Raw genomic sequence first — 22,698 nt, 5'->3', positions numbered from 1 at the left:
TTCTGTTCTTCACACGGCAACCAAATCGCTCAAAAACGGCAAAATTCCTCTCGAAACACTCTAGTTGACGGGATCATTCGGGGAGAAGTCTGTTGGGGGAGGGGGTTCTTGTGAATCCAGATCTGTCGGCGCGGAGTAACTGTATTAGATCAATTGAGGCGTCCGCATATGGTAAAAGCCAATAACCTCTTTTTGAATGTCAAAGAACAGATCGACATCAAATAGCCGGTTTATCGGTCACTTTAGATTGGCGTCATTTTTGAAAATGGAGGAACTTAGTATCACTGTCGATAATTAACCAAATCGAATATAAGGGATTACCTGAAACATATATTTGGGAATATGACGGCACATACACCCGATTCTATGTCTGAGTCGAACGACACGACCTTTTCTGTCGAGTTAACAACGATTATCGACGCGCTTCCGATTCCAACGTACGTTCTTGACGACGAGCATACGGTAATTGAGTGGAGCGAAGGCCTCGAGCCCTTGCTGGGGCTCTCGAAAGAAGAGATGATCGGAGTCGACGAGTACTTTGGACGGGACGAGGAGGGCAACCGTGTCAAGGCACTAGCAAATCGCGTCGTGGAAGATCCCTTCGAAGCGGACAAACAGAACCGCTGCGAACGCGTCGATTCACGGTACACCGATGCACCGGTGTATGAATCGGTCCACTGGCTTGAAAACGACGCCGGCGAGGAACGATTCATCCGGTTCCAGGCTGTCCCGCTCTACGATGACGAGGATCTCAAAGGGGTCATTCAACTTTGCCATGACGAAACAGAACAACAGCGACGCCAGGAAAACACGGAGGCACTTGTTGAGGAGGTTATTGGAACCCTTGAAGCCTTAAGCCAGGGACAACTCTCAGTGCGAGCTTCCTTCGATCAGATGGAATATCTTGATTCCGATCACTTGGATATCGTGCACCAGGTCAATCGAACCGCCGAAAAACTCGAAATGACGGTTGAAGAAGTGGACAATCAGACGGGCCGACTGATCGAGACGACCATCGAAACGACGTCGGTTGCCGACGAGATTGAGGGACTGGTGTCCGAGCAGACGGAGAACCTAAACCAAGCCGTAGGGGAGATGGAAGATTTCAGCTCTCGGATGGAAGAAGTCGCGGCTAATTCCGACCAGGTGGCTCAGGCTACCCAAGTCGCGAAAAAAACGGTCAATGACGGAAGAGAGTCGGGAGATCAGGCAAGGGAAAGTACGGAAGCGTTGGCTGAAACTGGCGAAGAACTCGTTCAGACAGTCGGGAAACTGACCACCCACATGGACGAGATAGAGACAGTTGTGAACGTCATTCAAGACATCGCCGACCAGACGAATCTACTTGCATTAAACGCCTCCATCGAGGCCGCCAGGGCTGATGCGGGTGGGGATGGATTCGAGGTAGTCGCCAACGAGGTCAAGGAACTATCAGAGGAAACGGCCCGAAATGCTGACCAGATATCCAAACAGATAGACGAAATTGGTGCCCAAGCAGACCAAACGGTCGCAGCGATCGATAAGGCCGACAATGAGATCGGTATGACTATCGAACAGGTGGAGCGAACTCAGAAGGCATTCACGAATATCGATGAGGAGATTCAGGAGGTCTCCTCGAGTATTGCGGAAATAGCAGAGGCGAACGACGGACAGGCGGCGACCGTAGAAGAACTGACCTCTATGCTCGAGGGCGTCAGGGATCGAGCAAGGGAAGTCAGAGACGCGGGTGAAGCTATCAGTGACCAGTCGGCCGAGCAAAAACGGGCCGTGAACAGGCTCGGTGACATTGTAGATGAACTGAGTCACGGGGACGTCAGTCAAAACGAGTGATTTACGCACTGCTACCGTGATTGTTGTGGTATTGATGGTGATGATGGTTTTCTTTCAAATTTTTACGAGCAATGGGTTAATTCATACAACCAGCATACAGATTATTGCTAATATCAACCATATATCGGAACTTATTTGGACCATCTATGAGTATTTCTAATTGCATCAGTAATCATCTGATGTTACCCGCATCTACCATGGCAAATGTGAACCTGCCTGGGTAGTGTACCTCGAGGTGGCTCACCTGCGAGTGTGCCACTCTTGGACTCATGTGAACATCCCCACCCAACTTTCCGGTTGGGTTTGAAGTCTGATTTTGCTCAGTCTCAACCACGTATTGAAATAAAACCTGACCTGTTTCAAAGCTGGCCCTAATCTTCGGTTTGAGAAAGTCCGTTAAGCTTCAACACCATCTGCCCTATCAGATCGAACCCCTAGTGAATTTTTTGAGTAAACGCATTGTGTAACACATACTTAGGGTGTATATTTTTACCAAAATGTAAAACAACCCACTATCTAGGTTCTGTTTACTCGTGGACTAACACGGCTAATTACAAAACCCTGGATCGGATAGCTTGTGTTCGTGCCTGGTCACTGGGTCTCAAACCAGTTCTTTACACCGTGTTTCACACGTCGAAGGACCTCCGTGTTCGTGGAGGGCCGAGCCACGCTTACCGCATCGGCCCCGTATTCGAGATACTCTATCGCTGTCGCCTGGTCCCGCACCCCATTGTTCGCTATGATAAATGCTGTTGTTCGGTCTTTCACGTCCTTGATGACGGACTCCGAATCCATCGCATCGATATGGAGGATATCGGCACCAGCCTCGACAGCGGTTTGACTCACCTGCTGCAAATCGACTCCCAAAATTTCCGTTCGAACTTTGAGGCTTACAGTAGCATCTGTTTGTGCTGCCGTTCGAATAGTATTAGCGAGCCGTTCTGGTTCGGTGAGCAAGGCCTGTCCCGCACCAATTCGGGTCATTTCAGGCTGACGACAGTGTGCATTAATTTCGATGTACGCACCATAGTCGGCGCAAAGCTTTGCCGCCCGCTTAAGCGAAGACTGGTCCACCGATCGAACGTTGAAACCTGGGGTAATGTCAGTCTCATCGAGTGCCCTCAGCTCCGATTCCATAAAGCCAAATGGGTCCTCAGGAAGGAACTCAGACCGGTCCCGGCCTGTGACCATTTGACGAGCTGCCGTTCGAGTCTGCTTGTCCAGGGCCAGCCCCCCAAGAAACGCCGCTCCTGCCCACGGACTGGCCTGTTTAGCCCAGTCAGCATCGGACTTGCCGCTTAGGCTTGCTACTGCGACCCGCGGCTCGAACATTAAATCACCTCCAGAGCGTTTTTTGTGGCTCTAGCAACTCTGGTTGCATCGGCTTGGCTATTGATTTCAGTATCTGTACGAACGACGGGCCGGTCTAGGGATGTGGTGTCGGCTGAATCCAAAACAAACGCATCGGCGAAGTCATAGACCGCCGCCACGCCGGCCGTTGATGCCTCGTACCCTTTTGCTTGCATGAGTTCTGCTGCTGGCCCGGAGAACACTTTCCCTTCCACGAAGGGGGAGACAGCGACGACGCTGGTTTCTTCGAGCGCCTCTCTGAAACCATCAAGAGCAAGCATCGGACCGATGCTTGTAATCGGGTTCGAAGGGCCGATTATCACGGGTTCGGAAAGGGCGTCGAGTGTTTCCTCGGTCGGAGTGGCCCGCTCTTTCCCGCGGAAATGAACCCCAGAAATGGTCGGCTCGCCACCGTATGCCACCCAATAAGCCTGGAAGTGTAGGTCGCCTTCGGGCGTGTTGATAATACTCGCCACCGGATCGTCACTCATTGGTAATAGATCGGCGGCAACATCGAATGATTGGGCTAATTTACGGGTGACCTCCGTAAGCGAATACCCCTCATCGATGAGGCTCGTCCGAAAGGTGTGCACCGCCCGATCCCGGTCACCAAGGTGAAGAAACTCCGGGACCGCTGAAAATCGTCGCCACCGCGCGATGTCTCGACCTGCAGTCTGGGCCTGGTCCGTCAAGTAATTTGGACCGTCATCACGACCGATCGCCTTCCCCAAATTTTGCAGTTGCTGGTGTGCTTTCGCGGTATCCTCCGCAATGCCCCACCAAGAATCTCGGTCGAGTACATCACCCCGTTCGTAAAGAACCGAATCTATATCGGGGCAGACAAGGAGTCCGCCGATCTCGACATCATCACCAGTGTTGGCGACGATAGACATCGACTCTGGGTCGTAAACTCGATCAGCACCCCAGAGGAGTTTCGGAGTTCCGGTCCCCCCGGCAAGGAACGTGGGCATATATGGAACAGACGGACCGGCGAAGTAAACCTTTGGACACGCGAGGCGATCCCATCAGGTATTGACGGCCAGGAGTTGCCTGAATTGGTATTGCTTCTTGCAAACATTTGTTTGGGTGGGCAGAAGTTCAATAGCTGTTTCACCTGGATGACTACTGGAAAACTATTTCCCCTGTCCCCGAAATGCCCTTTCTCATAATGTTGGGATTTAAAAATTTGGGATGAACCGAACTGTGGTCGAAACAAGGTCTGATCGATTATTAGGCGGAAGATTAAGGTTATAGTCTTCGTTATATGGTGGCATGCCCCCTAAATCTGATTATAACGTGATCGTCGATCCGACCACCGAGCGGTTGCAACTGACGACCTGGTTCCGTGATTTGGAAGACGGCGTCATCGACGCCGATCGGTGTATTCAATGCGGTGCCTGCGAAGCGGTGTGCCCCACGGACTCGATAGGAATTGGTCCGGATAACCTCCCGGAACTAGTCAAAATGTGCATCGGCTGTGGCCGGTGCTGGGATTATTGTCCGCGGGGCGGGCTGCGATATGAGCGCCAATGGAAGATTACTGGTGGCGAGGAAAACGTCTCCGGGGCTGGGGACCCGATCACGGAATTTTCGGCCCAGGTCGATGCCGAGTGGCGTGAACGGTCCCAGGATGGCGGTGTCGTTACGGCGATGCTAGTAGAACTTCTCGAGGCCGGGGAAATTGACGGCGCCCTCCTCGCTCGTGAAAGTGAGACGGAGCCCTGGAAAGCTGAAGGGTTTCTCGCGACCACCCCGGAGGAAGTTATCGAGAACGCGGGGAGCTTCTACAATCAGACGATGGCCCTGGGTCAGCTCGACCTTGACCGATGGGCCCACAAGTTACCTGACAAACCGCCAGCCAATCTCAGCCTCGCCGCGGTTGGCACGCCCTGTGAAATCGAGGGTCTGAGTGCTCTCCAAGACTTCGAGTTCGATTACGGGAGCCAGGATGAGGGCGTCGAAGCAGTCGACTACCGGATCGCGTTGATGTGCACCAAGAATTTCAATCATGAGAAGCTCATTGGGGAAAAACTCGAGCGCGATCGGGATATTCCGCCAGCTGACATCGGCAAGCTGGACATCATCGAGGGGAAACTGCGGGTGTACGATCACGAGGCCAAACTAACCCACGAGGAGGATGTGGGGGAGTTCCACGACGCGGCGCTCAAAGGGTGTGACGAGTGCGCGGATTTCACCGGGTATACCGCCGACGTCACAGTGGGATCAGTGGGATCCAGCGACCAGTACTCAAGCGTCATCGTGCGCAACGAAACTGGCATGGAAATGTGGAAGGTGGCGGAGCCGGTCCTCGACTATCATGACCTCGAGGACCGGGGGGCAATCGGTGGTCTCCAGTCGTGGGACAAAAAGCAGGCCTTTGAAGCACTGGAACGTCCGTTCGATCCGGACGCACCACGTTTCATTGAGTATGAGGAGCACGTGGAGCACTACTCGGAGTAACAGCCAACGAGATCCGTGAATCGGGCCGGAATTCTACCTTTGAGAAATCGGCGAGAATCGGGGGATAACCCCAATTGATTTGCCTTTGCGACCGTTGGTAATAGTACACGACAATGTTAGTATGTGAGCCACTACCGTCCCGATGGAGGGAAACGAATGGTTGTTGATCTTACTGTCAACGGCGACACCGTATCTATTGAGGAGGGTCAGGATCTGGCAAACGGGTTGCGAAACGCGGGCTACACCGAGATCAAGTGTGGCTGCGATGGCGGTACCTGTGGCATCTCGAAGATCTTCCTCGACGGCCAACTGGAGATGGCCTGTGGAATCGACGTCGTCGACGCAGCAGGGGCAGACGTCGAGACTGTGGCGAGTCTGGGGACCCAGTCGGATTTGCATCCGATCCAGCAGGCGTTTGTAGATCACCACGCCATCCAGAGTGGCTTTTCCACAGGCGGGTTCATCATGAGCGCAAAGGCGCTCCTACAGAAGAATCCGGATCCGACCGAAGCGGAGGTCCGGGAGGCAATTGACGACGTCTACTGCCGTGAGACTGGGTATCAGAAGCCGGTCGAAGCCATCCTCGACGCCGCCGAGCGGATGCGTGAGGAGGTCGCGGCCGACGGGGGGACAGACCCCGATTCAGATGCGGAAATGCAGGCCCAAGGTGAGACCCATGAATGACAGCGTTGACGACTTTGGACAGGACGCATCGGCAGATCCCCAAACGCCGCCTGACGAGGCGGAGGCGTTTCCAGTAGACATTGACGAACCGGCGAACAACCAAGTTCCGGAGGAAGAACGGGATTCGATCGCGACGGCGGTCGAGAAGGACGACGATCGAAAGCTGGTCACCGGGCAAGCGAAGTTCACCGCCGATTATGCGGATCGGTTCTCGGATCTGGCGTACGCAAGCGTCGTTCGAAGCGAGATCCCTCACGGGCGAGTTACCGGGATCGATACAACAGAGGCGGACGCAATGGACGGCGTCTACGCAGTGATTACGCCGGACTCAGACGCTGTTCCTGATACGAAGTACACTAGCGCGGGACAGTCCTACCCGGAGCCGAGTCCCTGGGACATGACCCTGCTGACAGAGCATGTTCGATATGTCGGCGACGCCGTGGCAGCGGTTGCGGCGGAGGACCGGGAAATTGCAGAGGCCGCCAAAGCAGCTATCTCAGTGAGCTATGAGGAGTACGACTACGTTCTCGACCCCGAGGAGGCCTTCACCGAGGACGCACCACGACTGTTCGAGGATGACGAGGTCGAAAACAAAATCGTCGGCCATGATTACGCCAAGAACCGGATGTCCAAAATCGAAGGTGAAATCGGCGACGTGGACGCTGCCTTCCAGGACGACTCTCTTACCGTTCACGAGACTGAGTGGGAATCGATTCGTCAATCCCACGCCCAACTCGAGAAACACACCTCCCTGGCCTTCCAAAACGAGGATGACCGGACCGTACTCATTACGAGCACACAGGTCCCAAACCACACCCGTCGTCAGTTGGCCCACCTGTTCGACATTCCGCTCCGGGACATCCGCGTCAAAAAACCACGCGTCGGTGGCGGGTTCGGCGGGAAGCAGGCGATGGTCACTGAACCTGTCACACTGGCCCTCTCGAGAGCGGCCGACCGTCCGGTCATCTATGAGGCATCGCGTGACGAGGAGTTCCAGGCCATGCGGAGCCGCCATCCAATGCGCCTCCGGACTCGGACGGCCGTGTCCGACGACGGCTCGATAGAGGCCATCGATCTCTACGCGCTTTCGAACACGGGGGCGTACGGTAGCCACGGCATGACCGTTGCGGGGAACGTCGGCAGTAAGCCGATGCCGCTTTATTCGAAGGTACCGAACGCCCGATTCGAGGCCGAAATCGTTCACACTAACACGCCCCAAACTGGGGCAATGCGAGGTTACGGGGCCCCGCAAGGCACTCTTGCTATCGAAGGCCACCTCGATGAAGTGGCTCGAGACCTCGACCTTGATCCGATCGAGTTCCGCCGACAGAACTACATGGAGGTCGGGGACCTTGACGAGATCGCCGCCATGATGGGGGGCGAAGGTGCGAAACGTCGCATCCGCTCGTGTGGTCTCGATGACTGTATCAATCGGGGGATGGACTCCATCGGCTGGGACGATGTCGAACAGCCGGAGGAAAATCACCTCCATCGCGGGATCGGTATGGCCCTATCCGCACAAGGTACCGGTGTCGCCGGCGACGAACTGGGCGCTGCCCAACTCATGATGAACGAGGATGGCTCCTTCCACCTGAAGGTCGGTGGGGTTGATATCGGAACAGGGGCCGACACAGCACTCATCCAGATCGCCTCTGAGGTCCTCGGCGCGGCAGAGGAGGACATCATCATCGAATCCTCGGACACTGACGTCACGCCATTCGACTACGGTGCGTACGCGTCTTCGACGACGTACATCAGCGGGTCGGCGGTCAAAGAGGCGGCCGAAGACGCGAGGGAGAAACTCCTTTCCTGGGGTTCAAAGATGCTAGATGAACCGGTCGAGAACCTGGAAACGGGAGACGGAACGGTCTACAGCGAAACAACCGATCAAGCAGCGACACTGAAAGAAATTGGCTACGAGACGACCTACGGCGATGAAACCAGAGAACAGATCCTCGGCCAAGCCAGTTACAGTACCGACGAAAGTCCACCGCCGTTCGCGGCGCAGTTCGTCGACGTGACCGTAGACGAGAGAACCGGGGAATTCGACGTCAACCGACTTTCAGTGGCCGTCGACTGTGGTACGGCGATCAATCCCGAGATGGCTAGAGGCCAGCTCGAGGGGGGAAACCACATGAGCTTCGAGATGGCTGTCGGCGAGGGTGTGACCTTCGACGACGAGGGTCGCGCTGAAGTCTCGGATTACGACGAGTATGACCTTCCGACGGCGACCGAAACGCCACCGATCGACGCTATGCTTGTCGAAACCCATGAACCGACGGGCCCGTTCGGGGCGAAGTCAGTTGCAGAAGTGCCGACGAATACGGTGCCACCGGCGCTGAGCAACGCTGTGCGCGATGCTGTCGACGTCCGGATTACGGAGATGCCCATTACCGCAGAGAAAATCTCGGTCGCACTCGACGCGGAATAGACTCCCTGATTACGCTGCGTCCAGCTTTTCTTTGATCGCTTCAGCGGTTATCGGAAGGTCAGTGATCCGGACTCCAACTGCGTCTCTGATAGCGTTTGCCAACGCTGGAGGCAGCGGGTTCGTCGGGACCTCTCCGGCGGATTTCGCACCAAACGGACCCGTTGGATCGTGGGGTTCGACGAGGATCGTTTCCATTGGTGGCATCTCTGAGGCTCGTGGCATACCGTAATCTCGGTACCCCTGTACCTCTGGGTTACCTTCATCGTCGAATGTCAGGAGTTCCCGAGTCGCATACTCGAGGGCCATCATTTCAGCCCCTTCGATTTGCCCCTCTACCATGCCTGGGTCGATTGCCGTCCCGATATCGAGGGCCTGGACGAGTTTGTTGATATCGTACTCGCCGTTTTTCTCATTGACTGTGACGTCGACAAACTGCGCACCATACGGGGACGGGGAGATGTCGGTGGAGAAGCTCCCCTGGCCCATGATGTGCTCGCGCTCTGCCTCGCCGTAAATGGATTCGTAGCCGATCTCTTCGAGGGTGACGCTGTTTCCGGTTCCCTCGTTAACCACGGCGCAGTCTTCGAGGATGAGGTTTCCTTCTGGGGCCCCCATGAGCTTGCGAGCCCAGGACTTGATGGTCTCTTTGGCGTCCTTGGCAGCTTTCTGTACCGCATTACCGCTAATGTACGTCGTGGAGGAAGCGTAGGTTCCGTAATCGTGGGGCGTCACGTCGGTGTCGGCGGATTCGACGACAATGTCCGCTGCCGCTACCCCAAGCTCCTCAGCGGCGATCCGGGCCATCGTGGAGACGGCTCCCGACCCGATGTCAACGGCTCCAGTAAGGAGGATAAACGTGCCGTCCTCGTTCATCTTGATTTGGGCGGCGGACAACTCGTCGCCGGCCACACCGCTACCCTGTTTCGTCAGGGCCATGCCAATCCCCCGCGATAGGTGGTCTTCAGCGGGCTGCTCGATCTCGTCATATCCGATAGCATTCTTCCCTTTTTCGATCGCTTCAGCGAAACCACAGGACTGTATGATCTGTTTGGACCCTTCCCCTCCGGTGATCGCTGAGATTTCATCGACGTCCCCTTCGCGAGCGTGGTTTTTCTCCCTAATCTCCAGGGGGTCCATGTCGATAGCGTGAGCCACCTCATCGAGATGGCTCTCCAGTGCCCAGGTCCCCTGAGGGTTCCCATAGCCTCGTTGGGCTCCCGGAACCGGCTTGTTCGTGTGCACCGCGTCTGCTTCAAAGCGGACGTTTGGCATCCCTGGATACATCGGGAGTGGTTTTGTCCCGATTGCGCCGGTAACCGTCAGACCATGGGGACCGTACGCCCCTGAATTGCCGAGGGCCTGGAAATCGGTGGCCACTATTTCTCCATCAGTCGTCGCCGCGGTTTTGACTTTTACGGCGGCTTCGCGGCGGAACCGCATCGCCTGGAATTCCTCGCGACGACTCACTTCGATTTTCACCGGTCGCTCCGCAGCTTCGTGGAGGGCCCAGGCCACGGGCTCGAGCAACAAGGTCTGTTTCCCCCCGAATCCGGACCCGATTGGTGGCTTCGTCACCCTGATATCCCCGATGGCAACGTCGTAAAGCTGGGCAAGCATCCGACGGATGTGGTTCGGGACTTGCGTGCTCGTGATGACGTGATATCGGTTGTCTTCGTTCCGATAGATGATGGTCGTGTGAACTTCTGGAAGGCCGTGGGACTGGTACTGCGTTTCGTACTTGTCCTCGATGACGACCATGTCGTCCCGTTCCTCGGCCTCTTCGAAGGCGGCTTCGACGTCCCCAATTTCGCCCTCGAGGTGCATTTCCAGGTTCTGGTCGTAATCCGCGCCTGGCTGTTTGTTTTCGACCTCCTCAGGATCGAAGAGCTGTGGGGCGTCCTCGTCCATCGCCTTCTCGAAGTCCAAAAGCGGTTCGAGTTCCTTGTATTCGACGTTGATCTGACGAGCGGCCCGGTCCGCAGTTTCTTGGTCTTTTGCTGCTACTGCTGCGATTGGATCACCCACATACCGAACCTTCTCCCGAAGGGCCTTCATGTCGTACGGGGACGGCTCCATATAGGACTGCCCTGCAGAGGTGTATTTTTCATCCGGTATCTCCTCACTCCAGGGTGTCAGCACTGCATAAACGCCATCCATTTCTTCGGCGGAGCTCGTATCCATGGCCTTCACATACCCATGGGCGATCTCGGAGCGAACGATCTTGCCCGAAGCGATGTCCTGGAACTCGTACTCGTAATCGGCGGTGTACTTGACATCTCCTGTGACGAACTTTTTCGCATCCATTTTTGGATCGTCACTTGAGACGACGTCAAAGTCCGGCACGGTAGTATCCGACTGTTCGCTTTCGGTCGACGACGATTCCTCCGTGTCAGGTTTTGGGGCGGGTTTCTGACTCATTGGATTAAAGCTCGTCCGTGTTCGGGTCGATTGCGCCGCCGTCCGAGGCGACTTTTTTTCCCTGCATCCGTTCGGCCGCGTCGAGGACGGCCTCAACATTCTTCTTATATCCCGTGCACCGGCATAAAACGCCGTCAAGGGCTTCCTGCACTTCAGATTTGGTTGGATCTGGGTTCTCCCGAAGGAAGCTGATGGCAGTCATTAACATGCCGGGGGTACAAAACCCACACTGGGTTGCCGAGTTATCGATGAACGCCTGCTGGACTGGGTGCAGGTCATCCTGGCTCCCGAGGCTTTCGATTGTTTCGACATCAAAACCATCCGCTTGCACAGCCGGCGTGACACAGGATTCACGGATTTCTCCATCGACGAGAACGCGGCACATCCCGCAACTTCCGGTATCACAAGACTTGTTCGTCCCTGTATAGCCGATCCGCCGAAGCACGTCGAGCAAGGACTCGGTTTTCGACACCTCTACCGTCCGTTGCCCACCGTTTATTGTGAGTTCTATCTCCATGGAAATGGCACTGGGGTGACCCCAAGACGGTATATAATCTTGCCGCATTTCTTAAAGTCATTATGTTGTTCCTTACGAACTTGGAATCGGCTGCCGATCCCAGAAACTATTTTTGTCGCTGATACAATATGAACATATGACAGTATTTGCCGAGATCGAGGACCTTGTGGCAAAGGGGGAGCCCGTCGCGGTCCTCACTATCGTCGACAAGGAAGGAAGCGCACCACGGGAGATCGGGGCGCGAATGGCCGTCTCACCTGATGAGGCGGTTGGGACTATCGGGGGTGGGACGGTCGAATCATTGGCCGTTGAAAGCGCCAGGGAAATTCTGACCGGGGAAGCCGAACCGGGGACTCGTACCTACGACCTTCGACCGGAGGGAAACACAGGGATGGTTTGTGGCGGGTCGATGGATGTTTTCATCGATCTGGTTCGGGGACAACGAAGGCTGTTCATCGCCGGTGGGGGACACATCGGCGAGGCGCTCGCAGAGATGGCCCAAGTGATGGAGTACGAGGTAGTCGTAATCGACGATCGGGAGGAGTTTACCGACCTATCCCGTTTCCCTGACGGCGTCGAGGTGATCAACGGGGATTACTACGACGACCTGATTAAACAGCCTATCACCCGGGAATCTGCTGTTGTCGTCGCCACGCGGAGCAACGCCTACGACCGCAATGCCGTCCAGGCGGCGCTTGATGGGGGCGCAGGTTACACCGGTCTTGTGGCCAGCGAAACGAAAACTGAACACGTCCTCGATGGGTTGCGTGAGAAGGGATACGGTGAGGCAGAACTCGCTGGTATCCGTGCGCCGGTCGGGTTAGACCTGGGGGGAAGCTCACCTGAGGCCCTGGCACTCGCCATTCTCTCCGAGGTCCAGGCTGACTTCTACAATGCGTCCGCCACCCGTGAGGATGCGTTTTCGCTCGACGATCTGGCGGTGGTTCGGGGTGGTGGTGACCTCGGGACGGGGGTCGCATACCGGCTCCATCAAGCCGGATACCCGGTCGTTATTACCGATGTTGAACGACCGACGGCCGTCCGTCGGGCCGTGGCATTCGCTGAAGCCGCTTACGAGGACGAAGTTGAAATCGAGGGGACCGTTGGTCGGCTCGTCGAGAATGCCGATGATGCCGTCAGGGGGCTGCGTGACGACGAAGTAGCTGTTCTGCAGGACCCTGACGCCGAAATCGCTACGGAACTCGACGCCGCCATCCTAATCGACGCGATCATGGCGAAAGGCAAATTCGACACGGGAACGCGACGGGACGACGCGGACATAGTTATTGGCCTCGGCCCTGGCTTTGAGGCCGATGGGGATGTAGACGCGGTCGTCGAAACAGATCGGGGTCACGAACTCGGTCGGGTCTATTATGAGGGCACTGCGACCGAGTACAACGGCGAGCCTGGCGAACGGCGGGGCTTTACCCACGAACGCGTGCTTCGATCCCCGACAGCTGGGACCTGGGAGACTGAGGTCGCTATTGGAGACATTGTTGAGGCCGGCGACACAATCGGATTCGTAGGGGATGATCCGGTTGAGACCGAGATCGATGGTATCGTCCGCGGGCTGGTCCACGAAGACGTCTCCGTAGAGAAAGGCGCTAAAATGGGCGACGTCGATCCGCGAGGACAAGATGTTGATCCAGGAAAGATCTCGGATAAGGCTCTGGATCTTGGGGGCGGGGTCCTAGAAGCAGTGCTGCGTCTCTCCTAATTCGACCGTCCGAATTAAATTTCTTCTATTGTCGGGTCGTCGATGGTGACACCCTCACCCGGTACCACACGACCGACTTCACGGTAGAAGACGTCTCTGGCCTCTAGTTCGGCCTCCAAATCGGCGGCACCGTCTGATTCGACAGCCATGAGCAGCCCGCCACTGGTTTCGGCGCTGTCGCCGTCGAGCAAACCATAGCCGAACATTTTGGAGAGCGGGGCCGTGCCCCCGACGACTGGGATATGGGTGATTTCCAGTCCGACACCGGAGTTATTGGCGACCTGTTTGGACTGACCTCGTAATCCGAAGCCGGTGATGTCGGTCGAGGCGGTGACCGGGGCGGATTCGAACGCTTTGGCTGCGTCGCGATTGGGCGTCTCCATCCACTTGAGGGCGTCTGCGCCGATCGCTTCGATGTCACGATCCGTCGCCTCCTGCACCTGGTCTCCGAACTCGCCATCTTTTACCCGCAAGGCGCCCATCGCTGGCTGGGTGCCGAGCGGTTTCGTGAGATACAGGACGTTGCCTGGCGACGCCTCCCGGGTCGTCACGAGGGACTCTGGTGTTGCGACGGCATTGACGGCAGCCCCGGCAAGTGGCCACGGGTTGATGACCGTGTGCCCCCCGACGACGACTCCCTCCATGTCGGCAACAGCGTCGACGATTCCAGAGAGAATGTTGATAGCGTACTCGGTAATCTCTTTTGGAACACCAAGCACGACCATGAACGATAGTTGTTCTGTGGCCCCCTTTGCATAGGCGTCGCTGGCGGCATTGGTGACCGCCACACGCCCATACTCGTAGGGATCATCGATGATTGGGGTGAAGTAATCAATCGTCGAAACGATAGCCAGGTCGTCGGTCACCTTTCGGGCGGCCGCGTCCTCGCCGACCCCGAACACCAGTTCGTCCCGATCCGTATTCAGGCCTGTCTTTTCGAGCAGTCCCACCAGGTCGCTCTGTCCGAGCTTGCAGGAACAGCCGTGAAGGTCGGCATACTCAGTAAGCGCGACGGGCGGTTTTTCGCGGTCTCTTTCGGCTACAGAACGGCCCATTTTTAGGAGTCCATTACTGGGCCTTTCGCCTCGTCCGGTACAACGATGCGCAGCGTGAACAGGTCCCCATCACCTGACTCTGCTTCAGCGGTTTCGTACCCGTGTTTCTGGCAGGTTCGCTCGATGTTGTCCCGGGCGGGCGGATAATCGGCCGTCACGAGGAGGCTTTCCCCGGGCTCCATTTCCTCGAGGTTGTCTCGGACGATCAGTGCCGGGCGCGGACAGATCTCACCCGTGACGTCGATTTCCTGGTTCATCGACTCCATCTTTGCGTTTTTTACGCATAACCTTGACGGGAGTGATTTTCACGTCCCAAACGGGCACCTTAGAAACCGTTTTGACCATCAATTTGATAGGCGCGTCCGCGCAACTCTCAGTTATGGATCTGGCCCATGCTATCCATCTCGGCGACCAGGAGCTGGTTTCATTTGTCGGTGCGGGTGGAAAGAAAACCTCGATGGCTCGGTTGGCAGAGCAGGGTCAGGGAACCTGCCGTGTCGGCTATACAACGACAACGCACATGCCTCCACCCGAGGCCTTTACCATTGTCGTTGACAAGCCAGCGGAAATCTCGGATCGGATCGAGGCCACCGCCACCGCGGCAGATCCCATCGCCTTTGCGAGCAAGCGAATCGAGAATCCTGCCCGCGTCGACGCAAAGGTAAACGGATTTGATCCGGGGACGATCGATTCGATCTACGAGTCTGGCCGCCTCGATTGGATTCTCGTCAAAGCGGATGGTGCACGAATGCGTGAATTCAAGGCCCCAGGTGCAGGCGAGCCTGTCGTTCCATCGCGGACCACCCTCTTGGTGCCGGTCGTGTCGGCCAAAATATTCGGGACAACACTCTCAGAAGAGGCGGTCCATCGTCCCGAACGGGTGGCCGATATCGCCGAGATCCAATTGGGCGCAGAAGTAACTCCTGAAATCGTCGGTGCAGTGATCGCGGACGACCTTGGCGGTTTGAAAGATGCTCCATCAACTGCACGAGTCATCCCGATGATCAACAAAGCCGACGGCCCTGAGAGCCAAGAATTAGCACAGGGAGCACTTAAATCGGCATTTTCCCGAACGAATCGATTCGAAGCTGGTCTTGTTACCTCCTTTGAAGCGGACTTTATCGAACGCATTTCACCCAGCAACTGACCTGGTCTTGAACAGCCCGGTCCAAAAGGTCTGTAATATCGTGAAACCCGAATTCAAAATCAGTCTAACTGATTGAGCGCGGCCGAAATTTTCTCTGCGGTAATCGGTAATGTTGAAATACGTATCCCAACTGCGTCCCGGATGGCGTTGCTCAAAGCTGGTGGAACACCATTTGTTGGGAGTTCGGCAATCGACTTTGCTCCAAACGGTCCCGTCGGCTCGTGGGTTTCGACGAGAATCGTTTCCATCGGGGGATGATCGGTAGACCGCGGCATCCCGTACTGTTTGTACGAGATCGTTTTCGGAACACCTGTATCGGTGAACTCGTAGCCGGCCCCAGTTGCAAGTTCGAGGCTCATTGATTGGCCTCCCTCGATTTGTCCCTCTGCAAGGGGTGGGTTAATTGCGACTCCGAGATCCGCAGCAAACACCAGTTGGTTGATATCGAACTCGCCGGTCTGGTCGTTGACGGTCACATCAACAAACTGAGCTCCGAACGGTGGTGGGGACTCGTCTGTCGAATGGCTGGCTTCGCCCATAATATGCTCCCGTTCGTCTTCGCCGTACATCGATTCGTAGCCGATTTCCTCGAGAGAGACATGGTCGCCTGACTGCTCGTCAGTGACATCGCCTCCTCCGACTGAAAGGCGGTCTGGAGAGGTCTCCAACATTCCAGCAGCCCATGTGAGCACCCGTTCTTTGGCGTTTTCTGCTGCTTTCTTTACTGATTGACCGGTAATATAGGTGGTCGAAGAGGCGTATGCTCCGTAATCAAAGGGGGAGATGTCTGTATCCGAGGAGTGAACAACGATGTCCCCTGGAGCACACCCCAGGACTTCACTGGCGATTTGACTCACCATTGTATCAGTGCCAGTCCCAGTATCGACGCCACCCACTTGCAGAATAAATGTGCCATCCTCGTTCATCTTTATGTGAGCGGCCCCGAGCTCGGCCCCAGCTACGCCACTACCCTGTCCCACGAGCGCGACTCCGATTCCCCGATTCTGGTTTGGGTCGTCGGGCTGGTCGACGTCATCGTATCCAACCGCCTCTCGGCCTCGTTGGATACACTCATCGAGTCCACACGAGCGAATGCGACGGGCGTGTTTCTCGTCGTCCGCTAGTATTGCAGCAATCTCGTCAAGGTCGCCTTCCCTGACATGGTTTTGCTGCCGGAACTCGATGGGGTCCATTCCAAGGTCTCGTGCCACCTCGTCCATGTGGCTCTCTACTGCGAAGTGTCCCTGTGGCGCCCCATACCCACGCTGGGCGGCGGCAATCGGCAGATTAGTATGAACGATGTCTCCGGCAAACCGGACGTTATCGACGTTTGGGTAGAGTGGAAGCGGTTTCGTGCCCACGTTGCCTGCGACGGTCATTCCATGGGGACCATAGGCTCCCGTATTCGAAAGGACGTCCATTTCCATTGCTTCAAGGGCTCCCTCATCGCTGACGGCTGTTTTCATCCGGATCTGCATTGGGTGCCGACTACGGATCGCGTAGAACTGTTCTTTCCGAGTCGTCTCGTAGATCACTGGGCGATCGGCTGCGATCGATAGTGCCAGTGTAATCGGTTCGATAACCATCGCCTGTTTCGAGCCGAATCCGGCTCCGATTCGTGGTTTCTCGACGCGGATATCTCGTATCGGGATGTCGAACAAGTGAGAGAGTTGTCGCCGGGTATGGTAGGGCACCTGTGTACTCGTTATCAGGTGATACCGGTTGTCCTCGTCACGCCTGGCGATCGTGGTATGAGGCTCTGGGACACAGTGGGATTGATAGGGTGTTTCCCACTCGGTTTCCAGAACGTGCTCTGACGAATCAGTGGCCTCTGTTACATCACCGATTTCGCCCTCAAAACTTGATTGCCGATTGTTCTCGTAATTTGCCCCAGGTTGTTTGTTCTCGATTTCGTCCGAATCGTGGATCTGTGGCGACTCCGGATCCATCGCCACCCGATAATCCAAGATGGGATCGAGTTCCTCGTATTCAACATCGATTTTCCTGGCTGCACGATCTGCGGTCTGGGAATCAGTGGCGGCCACTGCAGCGATCGGATCCCCGACCATACGAACCTTCTCTCGTAGCACTCGCAGGTCCCAGGGAGTGGGTTCCGGATACCCTTGGCCGGCACTCGTATACACAGAATCCGGAACCACGTCGCTGTCTGGCGTTAGAATTGCATACACACCCTCCATTTCCTCGGCGGCAGACGTGTCGATATTTGTGACTTGTCCGTGAGCGATGTCACTTCGTACAACGGCAGCCTCCGCGAGGTCCGGGAATTGGCGCCGGAAGTCGCCGGTATATTTGGCTTCGCCGGTGACGATCTTGCGGGCATCGTACTTTTCTACTGGGCTATTTATCGACTCACGGTCCTCCGGTTTTTTCCGATTGTTTGCCGGTTCGTTCCACTCCATCGGGTTTTCGTCGCCTGTTCCGATGTCCGGCAATCCACTCTCGGATTCGACCTGGGCGGTTATTGACTCGGAGTTTTTGTTTGGGTTCTCACTCATCGGTTGCCCCCTTAGAACCGATATCTGTCGCTTCTACTATGTTTTCCTCGCTACCCCGAGAGAGGCCAGTTGACGACTCGAGCCGTTCGGCCGCATCCATCACAGCCTCAACTGGCTTCTTATGCCCGGTACAGCGACAAAGGACGGGTTCTATGGCTTTTCTAGCTTCCACTTTTGACGGATCCGGGTTTTCCCGCAGTGCGGCAGTTGTGTTCATGATCATTCCGGGAATACAGAACCCACACTGGAGGGCCGAATTGTCCACGAACGCCTCCTGGACTGGATGCAAGTCGTCCTGTGTGCCTAGCGATTCGATAGTTTCGACTCTCGCACCTTCGACAGTCTTCGTCGGCGTTACGCAGGATTGGACGGCCTCGCCGTCGACGATCACCGTACAGTAGCCACAGTCCCCCGTATCACAACCCCGTTTTGCACCGGTGTACCCGTACCGTCTGAGCAGGTCTAACAGCGAATCGCCTCGTGCAAACTTGAGCGAACGTTTATGACCGTTGATCGTGAGTTCCATTTCCATGTTTGTTAATTCCCATCAGGGGCGGCAAGGTGAAATTCTTTCGAATCTCGCTTAAACGTGGTGAATGGGGGGATAAACACGGGTATTGATTGATGGTATTGGTATGATTTATACCACCACAAACGAATATACATTCGATGTCACACTTGGGGATCGTCCTCACCGGCAGCCCGTTCGATTCTGAACGGTGGCGAACAGCCTACGAGATAGGGCGTTCAGCCCTTGAAAGGGGTCACGAGGTCTCGATTTTTGCATACCTCGATGGTGTATACGTCCCGATGACTGACCAGCATTTCGAAGAGGCCGCAGCGGATGGCCTTTATCAAAAAATGCCAACCAAACTATATCAGGAACTTCTGGACTCAGGAGCCGAAATGTTCGTTTGTGGGCTTTGTACTGACGCCCGATCAGTTGATACCGAATCACAGATACCGGATGAGATAACTGTGGGTTTGCTCCCGGACCTTGCTGATATAATTGGTGAAGCTGATCGGGTGATCTCTCTATGACGGCGGTGGTCCAATGAAAAAAAGCGTCGCCGTGATTCTCACGCGGGCGCCGTATGGCCGGATCCACCTGTCCGAAGGACTTCGGGCTGCCGGCGGCATTGCAGCTGGATTCGATCATCATGACGTGACAGTCATTTTCGCCGAAGACGCGGTGTATGCTGCACGAGAGGATGTGGACCGAGAAGCACTAAATATGCCAGCACAGATCACAGACCTCAAAGCCAACGACGGAACAATGTTAGTAGACCGGAGTGCGATGGAAGTCCGTAATATCGATTCACAGGAGATCATGGATGACACCGTGATCGTCAGCGCAAGCGAGGTCACAGAATCAATTCAGGACGCGGAGGAGGTGCTTACCTTCTAACATGATATACCTTGTTGACAAGCCTCACGAAGACATTGGGTTGCGAACGGCCCGTGGTGACCCAGAGGCCATTGTGGTTCTGATTCAAGATGGGGTCTTTCTCGACCCAGACATCGAAGGGACAGTGTACGCGGTGGAACGGGACACCGAAGTTCGTGGAGTCACCCTCCCACCTGAAATCGAACCGATCACGTATGGCGAGCTGGTTGATCTGGTCTTCGAAACCGAGGTCAAGACCTTCCTGTGAACTGCCCCGGGGTCAAGCCCGGAGCATATTACTCACGCCCCTTTTACCACACCCTTCTGTTCGACATGGCTTTCGCTCGTTGCCGTAGGCTCGTTCTCTCGACATGTGGAACAACGATCAAAATTGGCTATTCTGGTTGACTCGCTTCTTGCTTCGGACTGAGTATCGGACGTGGAGCTTCTTTCAGCCCGCGGGCTCGGCCCCATCAATAGTAGGATTCGAACTCGTTAGCCGTCGAAATATTGGCGGGCCTTCTCGACCTTTCCTTCTGGATTCCGACTTGCATAATGGTGGGCCCAGTCCTCAGTCGACTGCCCTTGCTCGACATCAAATGCGATCGGTTCCCCATCGCATTCGACGCTTTCACCTTTCAAGCGGTATGTTTCGACCATCACAATGGTTTCATCGGTTCGTTCGACCGCCCATTCCGTGCCCATATCCTCACTTTTGGCATATGCCCAGATGTCCGGATCCACATCAAGGGCGGTTCGGGATTTGTTTTGCGGGTCTTCAATTCCGACATCAACCGTAGAGTTGGACCTAGTTGGCATCTTCTGGTGATACGTTAGCATGGCGTATAATTGTTCTGCATTGTATTGATATAGCGACAAGTCTCCCAACGTATTTGGCACTGTTCTTGAAAATCTCAGCAAAGAAAATATCCGAGAAGACGAAGAGTAACGACCGAGTACGAATTTATGACTCGACGACGTGGGTTCCGGCGTCTTCAGTGAGCGAATCCATCGCATTGTCTAGCGATGTGATAATCGCCTCTCGGTCACGTGTCGAATTCGCTCCCACGAAGCGGCAGGCGGCCTCGACTTTCGGCCCCATACTACCCTCCGGGAAGGCACCCGACGCATGGAGTTCTTTGAGTTCGTTGACGCTGATCTCATCAAGGAACTCTTCGTCGTCTGTCCCGAAGTTCCGGTAGACGCCATCCACGTCGGTAATGATAAGGAGATAATCCGCGTCAAGTCGGTGGCCGATCACGTTTGCAAGGAGGTCCTTATCAACAACTGCGTCGTGGCCATCGATATACCCCTCCTTTCGTGAGACGGGGACGCCACCGCCACCACCGCAAATAACGAGGTCGCGCTTTCCGATTAATCGCTTGACCGGCGTCTCTTCGACGATCCCTTTTGGTTCAGGAGACGGAACCACACGACGGTAGTCCTTCTCGCCCGTATCTCTGACTTTCTTGATATTCATCCCCGAATCCTGGAGCTCATTGACCTTTGCTTCGGGGTAAAATGGTCCGACAGGCTTTGTCGGGTCATTGAATGCCGGATCGTCTGGGTCGATAATTGTTTGGGTGATGATTGACGCCACTGGAACGTGCTTCCAGCGGTTCTCTAATTGCCGATACATCTGTTGGGAGAACATGTACCCGATCTGGCCCTGTGACATAGCGCCACAAACCTCTAGGGGCTGGGCGGGTGGATCACCTTGCTCCTGTTGGAGCAGTAGCGCGCCGACCTGTGGTCCGTTCCCGTGGGTTAACACGACCTTGAAACCGGCCTTCATGATGTCGACAACTTGTTCAGCCGTGTTTTTGACAGCCGACATCTGTTCGCCAAAGGTCCCATCGCTGTCAGGGGGCGCCAGGGCGTTTCCGCCGAGCGCGACCATACAGATTGGTTTGTCCCTATCCAACTCCCAGAAGTCCGGCGCTTCCTCGTCCAGGTCGAATTCCGGGTTGGGTTCGGATGGTGGCAGGGGAGCGAGTAACTCCTCAGAACCCTCAGCGTCAGTCATGTACTCAGAATCCTCTGCCGCCCATGGTGAGTGCCATGACGCCCTTCTGTGCGTGCAGTCGGTTCTCTGCCTGGTCGTAGATCACACTCTGTGGGCCTTCCATGACCTCTTCGGTCGCCTCGTACCCCCGCTTTGCGGGTAGCGGGTGCATGTAGATGGCGTTGTCTTTCGCGTTTGACATCATCTCTTCGTCGGCCATCCAGTGCGTATTCTGATCGTGGATCTCCTTTTCCTCCTCAACTCCGCGCTCGCCGACTTTGGTCGACACCCAGTGTTTTGGATAGACGACGTCGGCGTCCTTGAATCCCTCCTCCATGTCGTGAACGATGTCGAAGTCGCCGCCCATCTTCTTGGAGTTTGACTCGGCCTGGTCGACGATTTCGGGGTCTAGTTCCACACCTTCAGGGTGTGCCAGCGTAACGTTGGCTCCCATTTTTGAAAAGCCGAGGATCGAGGAATGAGGCACGCTAGCGGGCCGTCGAACTTCCGGTGCGTACGCATAGGAGATTGTGAAGTTTAGGTCCTCGATCTGTTTTTTCTTCTCCCGGACCGTCTGGAGGTCGGCCATTGTCTGGAAGGGGTGGTACTTGTCACACTGCATATTGTAAATCGGCACGTCCGAACCATCTTGGTATTCGCGGACGATCTCGGTTCCTTTCGGGTATTCGAAGTCCACGGCTGCACCTAAGACGCGGACAGCGAACCCGTGACCGTATCGGGAGAGAATCTTTGAGGTCGCCCGGGCAGACTCCCCGTGCTCCAACTGGAGCTGATCGGGGGTCATGATATGCGGGTATCCACCGAGCTGATTGATCCCCGCCTCGAAGGAGTTCCGCGTGCGGGTACTCGTATTGTAGAAAAGCATGAACAGGGACCGTCCCGTGAGCGCGTCGTAGTGATCCCAACGCTCCTTGGCCCACTCCTGTTTGAATTCATCGGCCACGTCGAGAGTAGATTCAAGTTCTTCTTTAGTCCATTCCTGTACCGTTACCATGTCCTTGCCGCGTAGGTCTGTTTTCATGTGTCGATCAAACCGCCAATTCGACTTGGCATCTGAAACAAGACGCAACCGAGAAATAAACCTTGTGCCAAGTCCCGACGATGCGTAACTGCCCCTTGAGACCAATTTTTGGTGAGTAGATAGTCTGCCTAACACTGTT

At 55.6% G+C, this 22,698-nt stretch carries 19 protein-coding genes and 1 pseudogene; 9 read left to right on the top strand and 11 right to left on the bottom strand.

The genetic code is table 11. The annotated features are described in order from the left end of the window. The first annotated feature begins 366 nt into the window (after nucleotides 1–366). Nucleotides 367–1,830 carry a methyl-accepting chemotaxis protein gene (locus V5A26_RS00475; RefSeq protein ID WP_332322156.1) on the top strand — a complete coding sequence of 488 codons (1,464 nt, stop codon included), beginning with the start codon at nucleotides 367–369 and terminating at the stop codon, nucleotides 1,828–1,830. Between the two features lie 591 nt (nucleotides 1,831–2,421). Here V5A26_RS00475 and V5A26_RS00470 read toward each other — a convergent pair. Both V5A26_RS00470 and cofD read right to left on the bottom strand, forming a co-directional pair. Beyond that, nucleotides 2,422–3,162 carry a tRNA-dihydrouridine synthase gene (locus tag V5A26_RS00470; protein ID WP_332320054.1) on the bottom strand — a complete coding sequence of 247 codons (741 nt, stop codon included), beginning with the start codon at nucleotides 3,160–3,162 and terminating at the stop codon, nucleotides 2,422–2,424. Next, nucleotides 3,162–4,151 (bottom strand): 2-phospho-L-lactate transferase, encoded by a 990-nt coding sequence (gene cofD, locus V5A26_RS00465; RefSeq protein ID WP_332320053.1) that lies wholly within the window; start codon nucleotides 4,149–4,151, stop codon nucleotides 3,162–3,164. The genes V5A26_RS00470 and cofD overlap by 1 nt, the downstream gene beginning before the upstream one ends. 364 nt (nucleotides 4,152–4,515) lie before the next feature. Between cofD and V5A26_RS00460 the strand changes: the two are divergent. The 3 genes and pseudogenes from V5A26_RS00460 to V5A26_RS00450 all read left to right on the top strand — a co-directional run. Next, a pseudogene (locus V5A26_RS00460) lies at nucleotides 4,516–5,640 on the top strand (Coenzyme F420 hydrogenase/dehydrogenase, beta subunit C-terminal domain); the annotation flags it as partial. 156 nt (nucleotides 5,641–5,796) lie between these two features. Beyond that, nucleotides 5,797–6,324, top strand: a complete 528-nt coding sequence (locus V5A26_RS00455; RefSeq protein WP_332320051.1) for a (2Fe-2S)-binding protein — start codon at nucleotides 5,797–5,799, stop codon at nucleotides 6,322–6,324. Then, nucleotides 6,317–8,755, top strand: coding sequence for a xanthine dehydrogenase family protein molybdopterin-binding subunit (locus V5A26_RS00450; protein ID WP_332320050.1), 2,439 nt, complete (start codon nucleotides 6,317–6,319; stop codon nucleotides 8,753–8,755). The genes V5A26_RS00455 and V5A26_RS00450 overlap by 8 nt, the downstream gene beginning before the upstream one ends. A 9-nt stretch (nucleotides 8,756–8,764) precedes the next feature. Here the strand turns inward: V5A26_RS00450 and V5A26_RS00445 are convergent, their stop codons facing one another. Together V5A26_RS00445 and V5A26_RS00440 are read right to left on the bottom strand one after the other, a co-directional pair. Further along, on the bottom strand, nucleotides 8,765–11,173 hold the full coding sequence (locus V5A26_RS00445) for a xanthine dehydrogenase family protein molybdopterin-binding subunit (protein ID WP_332320049.1): 2,409 nt from the start codon (nucleotides 11,171–11,173) through the stop codon (nucleotides 8,765–8,767). Between the two features lie 4 nt (nucleotides 11,174–11,177). After that, entirely contained in the window at nucleotides 11,178–11,690 is a 513-nt protein-coding gene (locus V5A26_RS00440) for a (2Fe-2S)-binding protein (RefSeq protein WP_332320048.1), read from the bottom strand. Between the two features lie 136 nt (nucleotides 11,691–11,826). On the opposite strand from V5A26_RS00440, the gene yqeB reads away from it, so the two are divergent. Then, nucleotides 11,827–13,407, top strand: coding sequence for a selenium-dependent molybdenum cofactor biosynthesis protein YqeB (yqeB, locus tag V5A26_RS00435; RefSeq protein WP_332322155.1), 1,581 nt, complete (start codon nucleotides 11,827–11,829; stop codon nucleotides 13,405–13,407). 14 nt (nucleotides 13,408–13,421) lie between these two features. Here yqeB and selD read toward each other — a convergent pair whose 3' ends face one another. Together selD and V5A26_RS00425 are read right to left on the bottom strand one after the other, a co-directional pair. Continuing rightward, entirely contained in the window at nucleotides 13,422–14,462 is a 1,041-nt protein-coding gene (selD, locus tag V5A26_RS00430) for a selenide, water dikinase SelD (protein WP_332320046.1), read from the bottom strand. 2 nt (nucleotides 14,463–14,464) lie between these two features. Continuing rightward, nucleotides 14,465–14,719: a sulfurtransferase TusA family protein gene (locus V5A26_RS00425; protein WP_332320045.1), complete on the bottom strand. Its 255-nt coding sequence runs from the start codon at nucleotides 14,717–14,719 to the stop codon at nucleotides 14,465–14,467. A 122-nt stretch (nucleotides 14,720–14,841) separates the two neighbouring features. Here V5A26_RS00425 and yqeC point away from each other — a divergent pair, with 122 nt between their 5' ends. Further along, on the top strand, nucleotides 14,842–15,609 hold the full coding sequence (gene yqeC / locus V5A26_RS00420) for a selenium cofactor biosynthesis protein YqeC (RefSeq protein ID WP_332320044.1): 768 nt from the start codon (nucleotides 14,842–14,844) through the stop codon (nucleotides 15,607–15,609). A 59-nt stretch (nucleotides 15,610–15,668) separates the two neighbouring features. Here yqeC and V5A26_RS00415 read toward each other — a convergent pair whose 3' ends face one another. Continuing rightward, nucleotides 15,669–18,125, bottom strand: a complete 2,457-nt coding sequence (locus tag V5A26_RS00415) for a xanthine dehydrogenase family protein molybdopterin-binding subunit (RefSeq protein ID WP_442908765.1) — start codon at nucleotides 18,123–18,125, stop codon at nucleotides 15,669–15,671. After that, nucleotides 18,118–18,657, bottom strand: coding sequence for a (2Fe-2S)-binding protein (locus V5A26_RS00410; RefSeq protein WP_332320043.1), 540 nt, complete (start codon nucleotides 18,655–18,657; stop codon nucleotides 18,118–18,120). The genes V5A26_RS00415 and V5A26_RS00410 overlap by 8 nt, the downstream gene beginning before the upstream one ends. Nucleotides 18,658–18,794: 137 nt before the next feature. Here V5A26_RS00410 and V5A26_RS00405 point away from each other — a divergent pair, with 137 nt between their 5' ends. The 3 genes from V5A26_RS00405 to V5A26_RS00395 are packed head-to-tail and all read left to right on the top strand — an operon-like array spanning nucleotide 18,795 to nucleotide 19,780. After that, nucleotides 18,795–19,166 carry a DsrE family protein gene (locus V5A26_RS00405; protein WP_332320042.1) on the top strand — a complete coding sequence of 124 codons (372 nt, stop codon included), beginning with the start codon at nucleotides 18,795–18,797 and terminating at the stop codon, nucleotides 19,164–19,166. Between the two features lie 13 nt (nucleotides 19,167–19,179). Next, a complete protein-coding gene (locus tag V5A26_RS00400) occupies nucleotides 19,180–19,533 on the top strand; it encodes a DsrE family protein (protein ID WP_332320041.1) in 354 nt (117 codons plus the stop codon). A gap of 1 nt (nucleotide 19,534) precedes the next feature. Then, complete coding sequence (locus V5A26_RS00395; protein ID WP_332320040.1) at nucleotides 19,535–19,780, top strand: hypothetical protein; 246 nt, start codon at nucleotides 19,535–19,537, stop codon at nucleotides 19,778–19,780. 227 nt (nucleotides 19,781–20,007) lie between these two features. On the opposite strand, the gene V5A26_RS00390 is transcribed toward V5A26_RS00395, so the two are convergent. The 3 genes from V5A26_RS00390 to V5A26_RS00380 form a co-directional block, all read right to left on the bottom strand. Next, nucleotides 20,008–20,331 (bottom strand): hypothetical protein, encoded by a 324-nt coding sequence (locus V5A26_RS00390; RefSeq protein WP_332320039.1) that lies wholly within the window; start codon nucleotides 20,329–20,331, stop codon nucleotides 20,008–20,010. Nucleotides 20,332–20,476: 145 nt separating this feature from the next. After that, a complete protein-coding gene (gene arcC / locus V5A26_RS00385; RefSeq protein WP_332320038.1) occupies nucleotides 20,477–21,538 on the bottom strand; it encodes a carbamate kinase in 1,062 nt (353 codons plus the stop codon). Nucleotides 21,539–21,542: 4 nt separating this feature from the next. Continuing rightward, nucleotides 21,543–22,559: an ornithine carbamoyltransferase gene (locus tag V5A26_RS00380; protein ID WP_332320037.1), complete on the bottom strand. Its 1,017-nt coding sequence runs from the start codon at nucleotides 22,557–22,559 to the stop codon at nucleotides 21,543–21,545. Nucleotides 22,560–22,698 lie beyond the last annotated feature (139 nt).

Origin of the sequence: Halodesulfurarchaeum sp., assembly GCF_036626455.1 — an archaeon.
Classification (GTDB): Archaea; Halobacteriota; Halobacteria; order Halobacteriales; family Halobacteriaceae; genus Halodesulfurarchaeum.
This window is presented reverse-complemented; position numbering and strand designations above follow the sequence as displayed.

Bases quoted from the DNA above. Each gene is read 5' to 3' on its own strand.
- V5A26_RS00475 (WP_332322156.1), top strand. From the start codon at position 367: ATGTCTGAGTCGAACGACACGACCTTTTCTGTCGAGTTAACAACGATT.
- yqeB (WP_332322155.1), top strand. From the start codon at position 11,827: ATGACAGTATTTGCCGAGATCGAGGACCTTGTGGCAAAGGGGGAGCCC.
- V5A26_RS00440 (WP_332320048.1), bottom strand. From the start codon at position 11,690: ATGGAGATAGAACTCACAATAAACGGTGGGCAACGGACGGTAGAGGTG.
- V5A26_RS00390 (WP_332320039.1), bottom strand. From the start codon at position 20,331: ATGCCAACTAGGTCCAACTCTACGGTTGATGTCGGAATTGAAGACCCG.
- V5A26_RS00455 (WP_332320051.1), top strand. From the start codon at position 5,797: ATGGTTGTTGATCTTACTGTCAACGGCGACACCGTATCTATTGAGGAG.
- V5A26_RS00450 (WP_332320050.1), top strand. From the start codon at position 6,317: ATGAATGACAGCGTTGACGACTTTGGACAGGACGCATCGGCAGATCCC.
- V5A26_RS00425 (WP_332320045.1), bottom strand. From the start codon at position 14,719: ATGAACCAGGAAATCGACGTCACGGGTGAGATCTGTCCGCGCCCGGCA.
- V5A26_RS00415 (WP_442908765.1), bottom strand. From the start codon at position 18,125: ATGAGTGAGAACCCAAACAAAAACTCCGAGTCAATAACCGCCCAGGTC.
- arcC (WP_332320038.1), bottom strand. From the start codon at position 21,538: ATGACTGACGCTGAGGGTTCTGAGGAGTTACTCGCTCCCCTGCCACCA.
- yqeC (WP_332320044.1), top strand. From the start codon at position 14,842: ATGGATCTGGCCCATGCTATCCATCTCGGCGACCAGGAGCTGGTTTCA.
- V5A26_RS00400 (WP_332320041.1), top strand. From the start codon at position 19,180: ATGAAAAAAAGCGTCGCCGTGATTCTCACGCGGGCGCCGTATGGCCGG.
- V5A26_RS00410 (WP_332320043.1), bottom strand. From the start codon at position 18,657: ATGGAAATGGAACTCACGATCAACGGTCATAAACGTTCGCTCAAGTTT.
- cofD (WP_332320053.1), bottom strand. From the start codon at position 4,151: ATGCCCACGTTCCTTGCCGGGGGGACCGGAACTCCGAAACTCCTCTGG.
- V5A26_RS00395 (WP_332320040.1), top strand. From the start codon at position 19,535: ATGATATACCTTGTTGACAAGCCTCACGAAGACATTGGGTTGCGAACG.
- V5A26_RS00445 (WP_332320049.1), bottom strand. From the start codon at position 11,173: ATGAGTCAGAAACCCGCCCCAAAACCTGACACGGAGGAATCGTCGTCG.
- V5A26_RS00470 (WP_332320054.1), bottom strand. From the start codon at position 3,162: ATGTTCGAGCCGCGGGTCGCAGTAGCAAGCCTAAGCGGCAAGTCCGAT.
- selD (WP_332320046.1), bottom strand. From the start codon at position 14,462: ATGGGCCGTTCTGTAGCCGAAAGAGACCGCGAAAAACCGCCCGTCGCG.
- V5A26_RS00380 (WP_332320037.1), bottom strand. From the start codon at position 22,559: ATGAAAACAGACCTACGCGGCAAGGACATGGTAACGGTACAGGAATGG.
- V5A26_RS00405 (WP_332320042.1), top strand. From the start codon at position 18,795: ATGTCACACTTGGGGATCGTCCTCACCGGCAGCCCGTTCGATTCTGAA.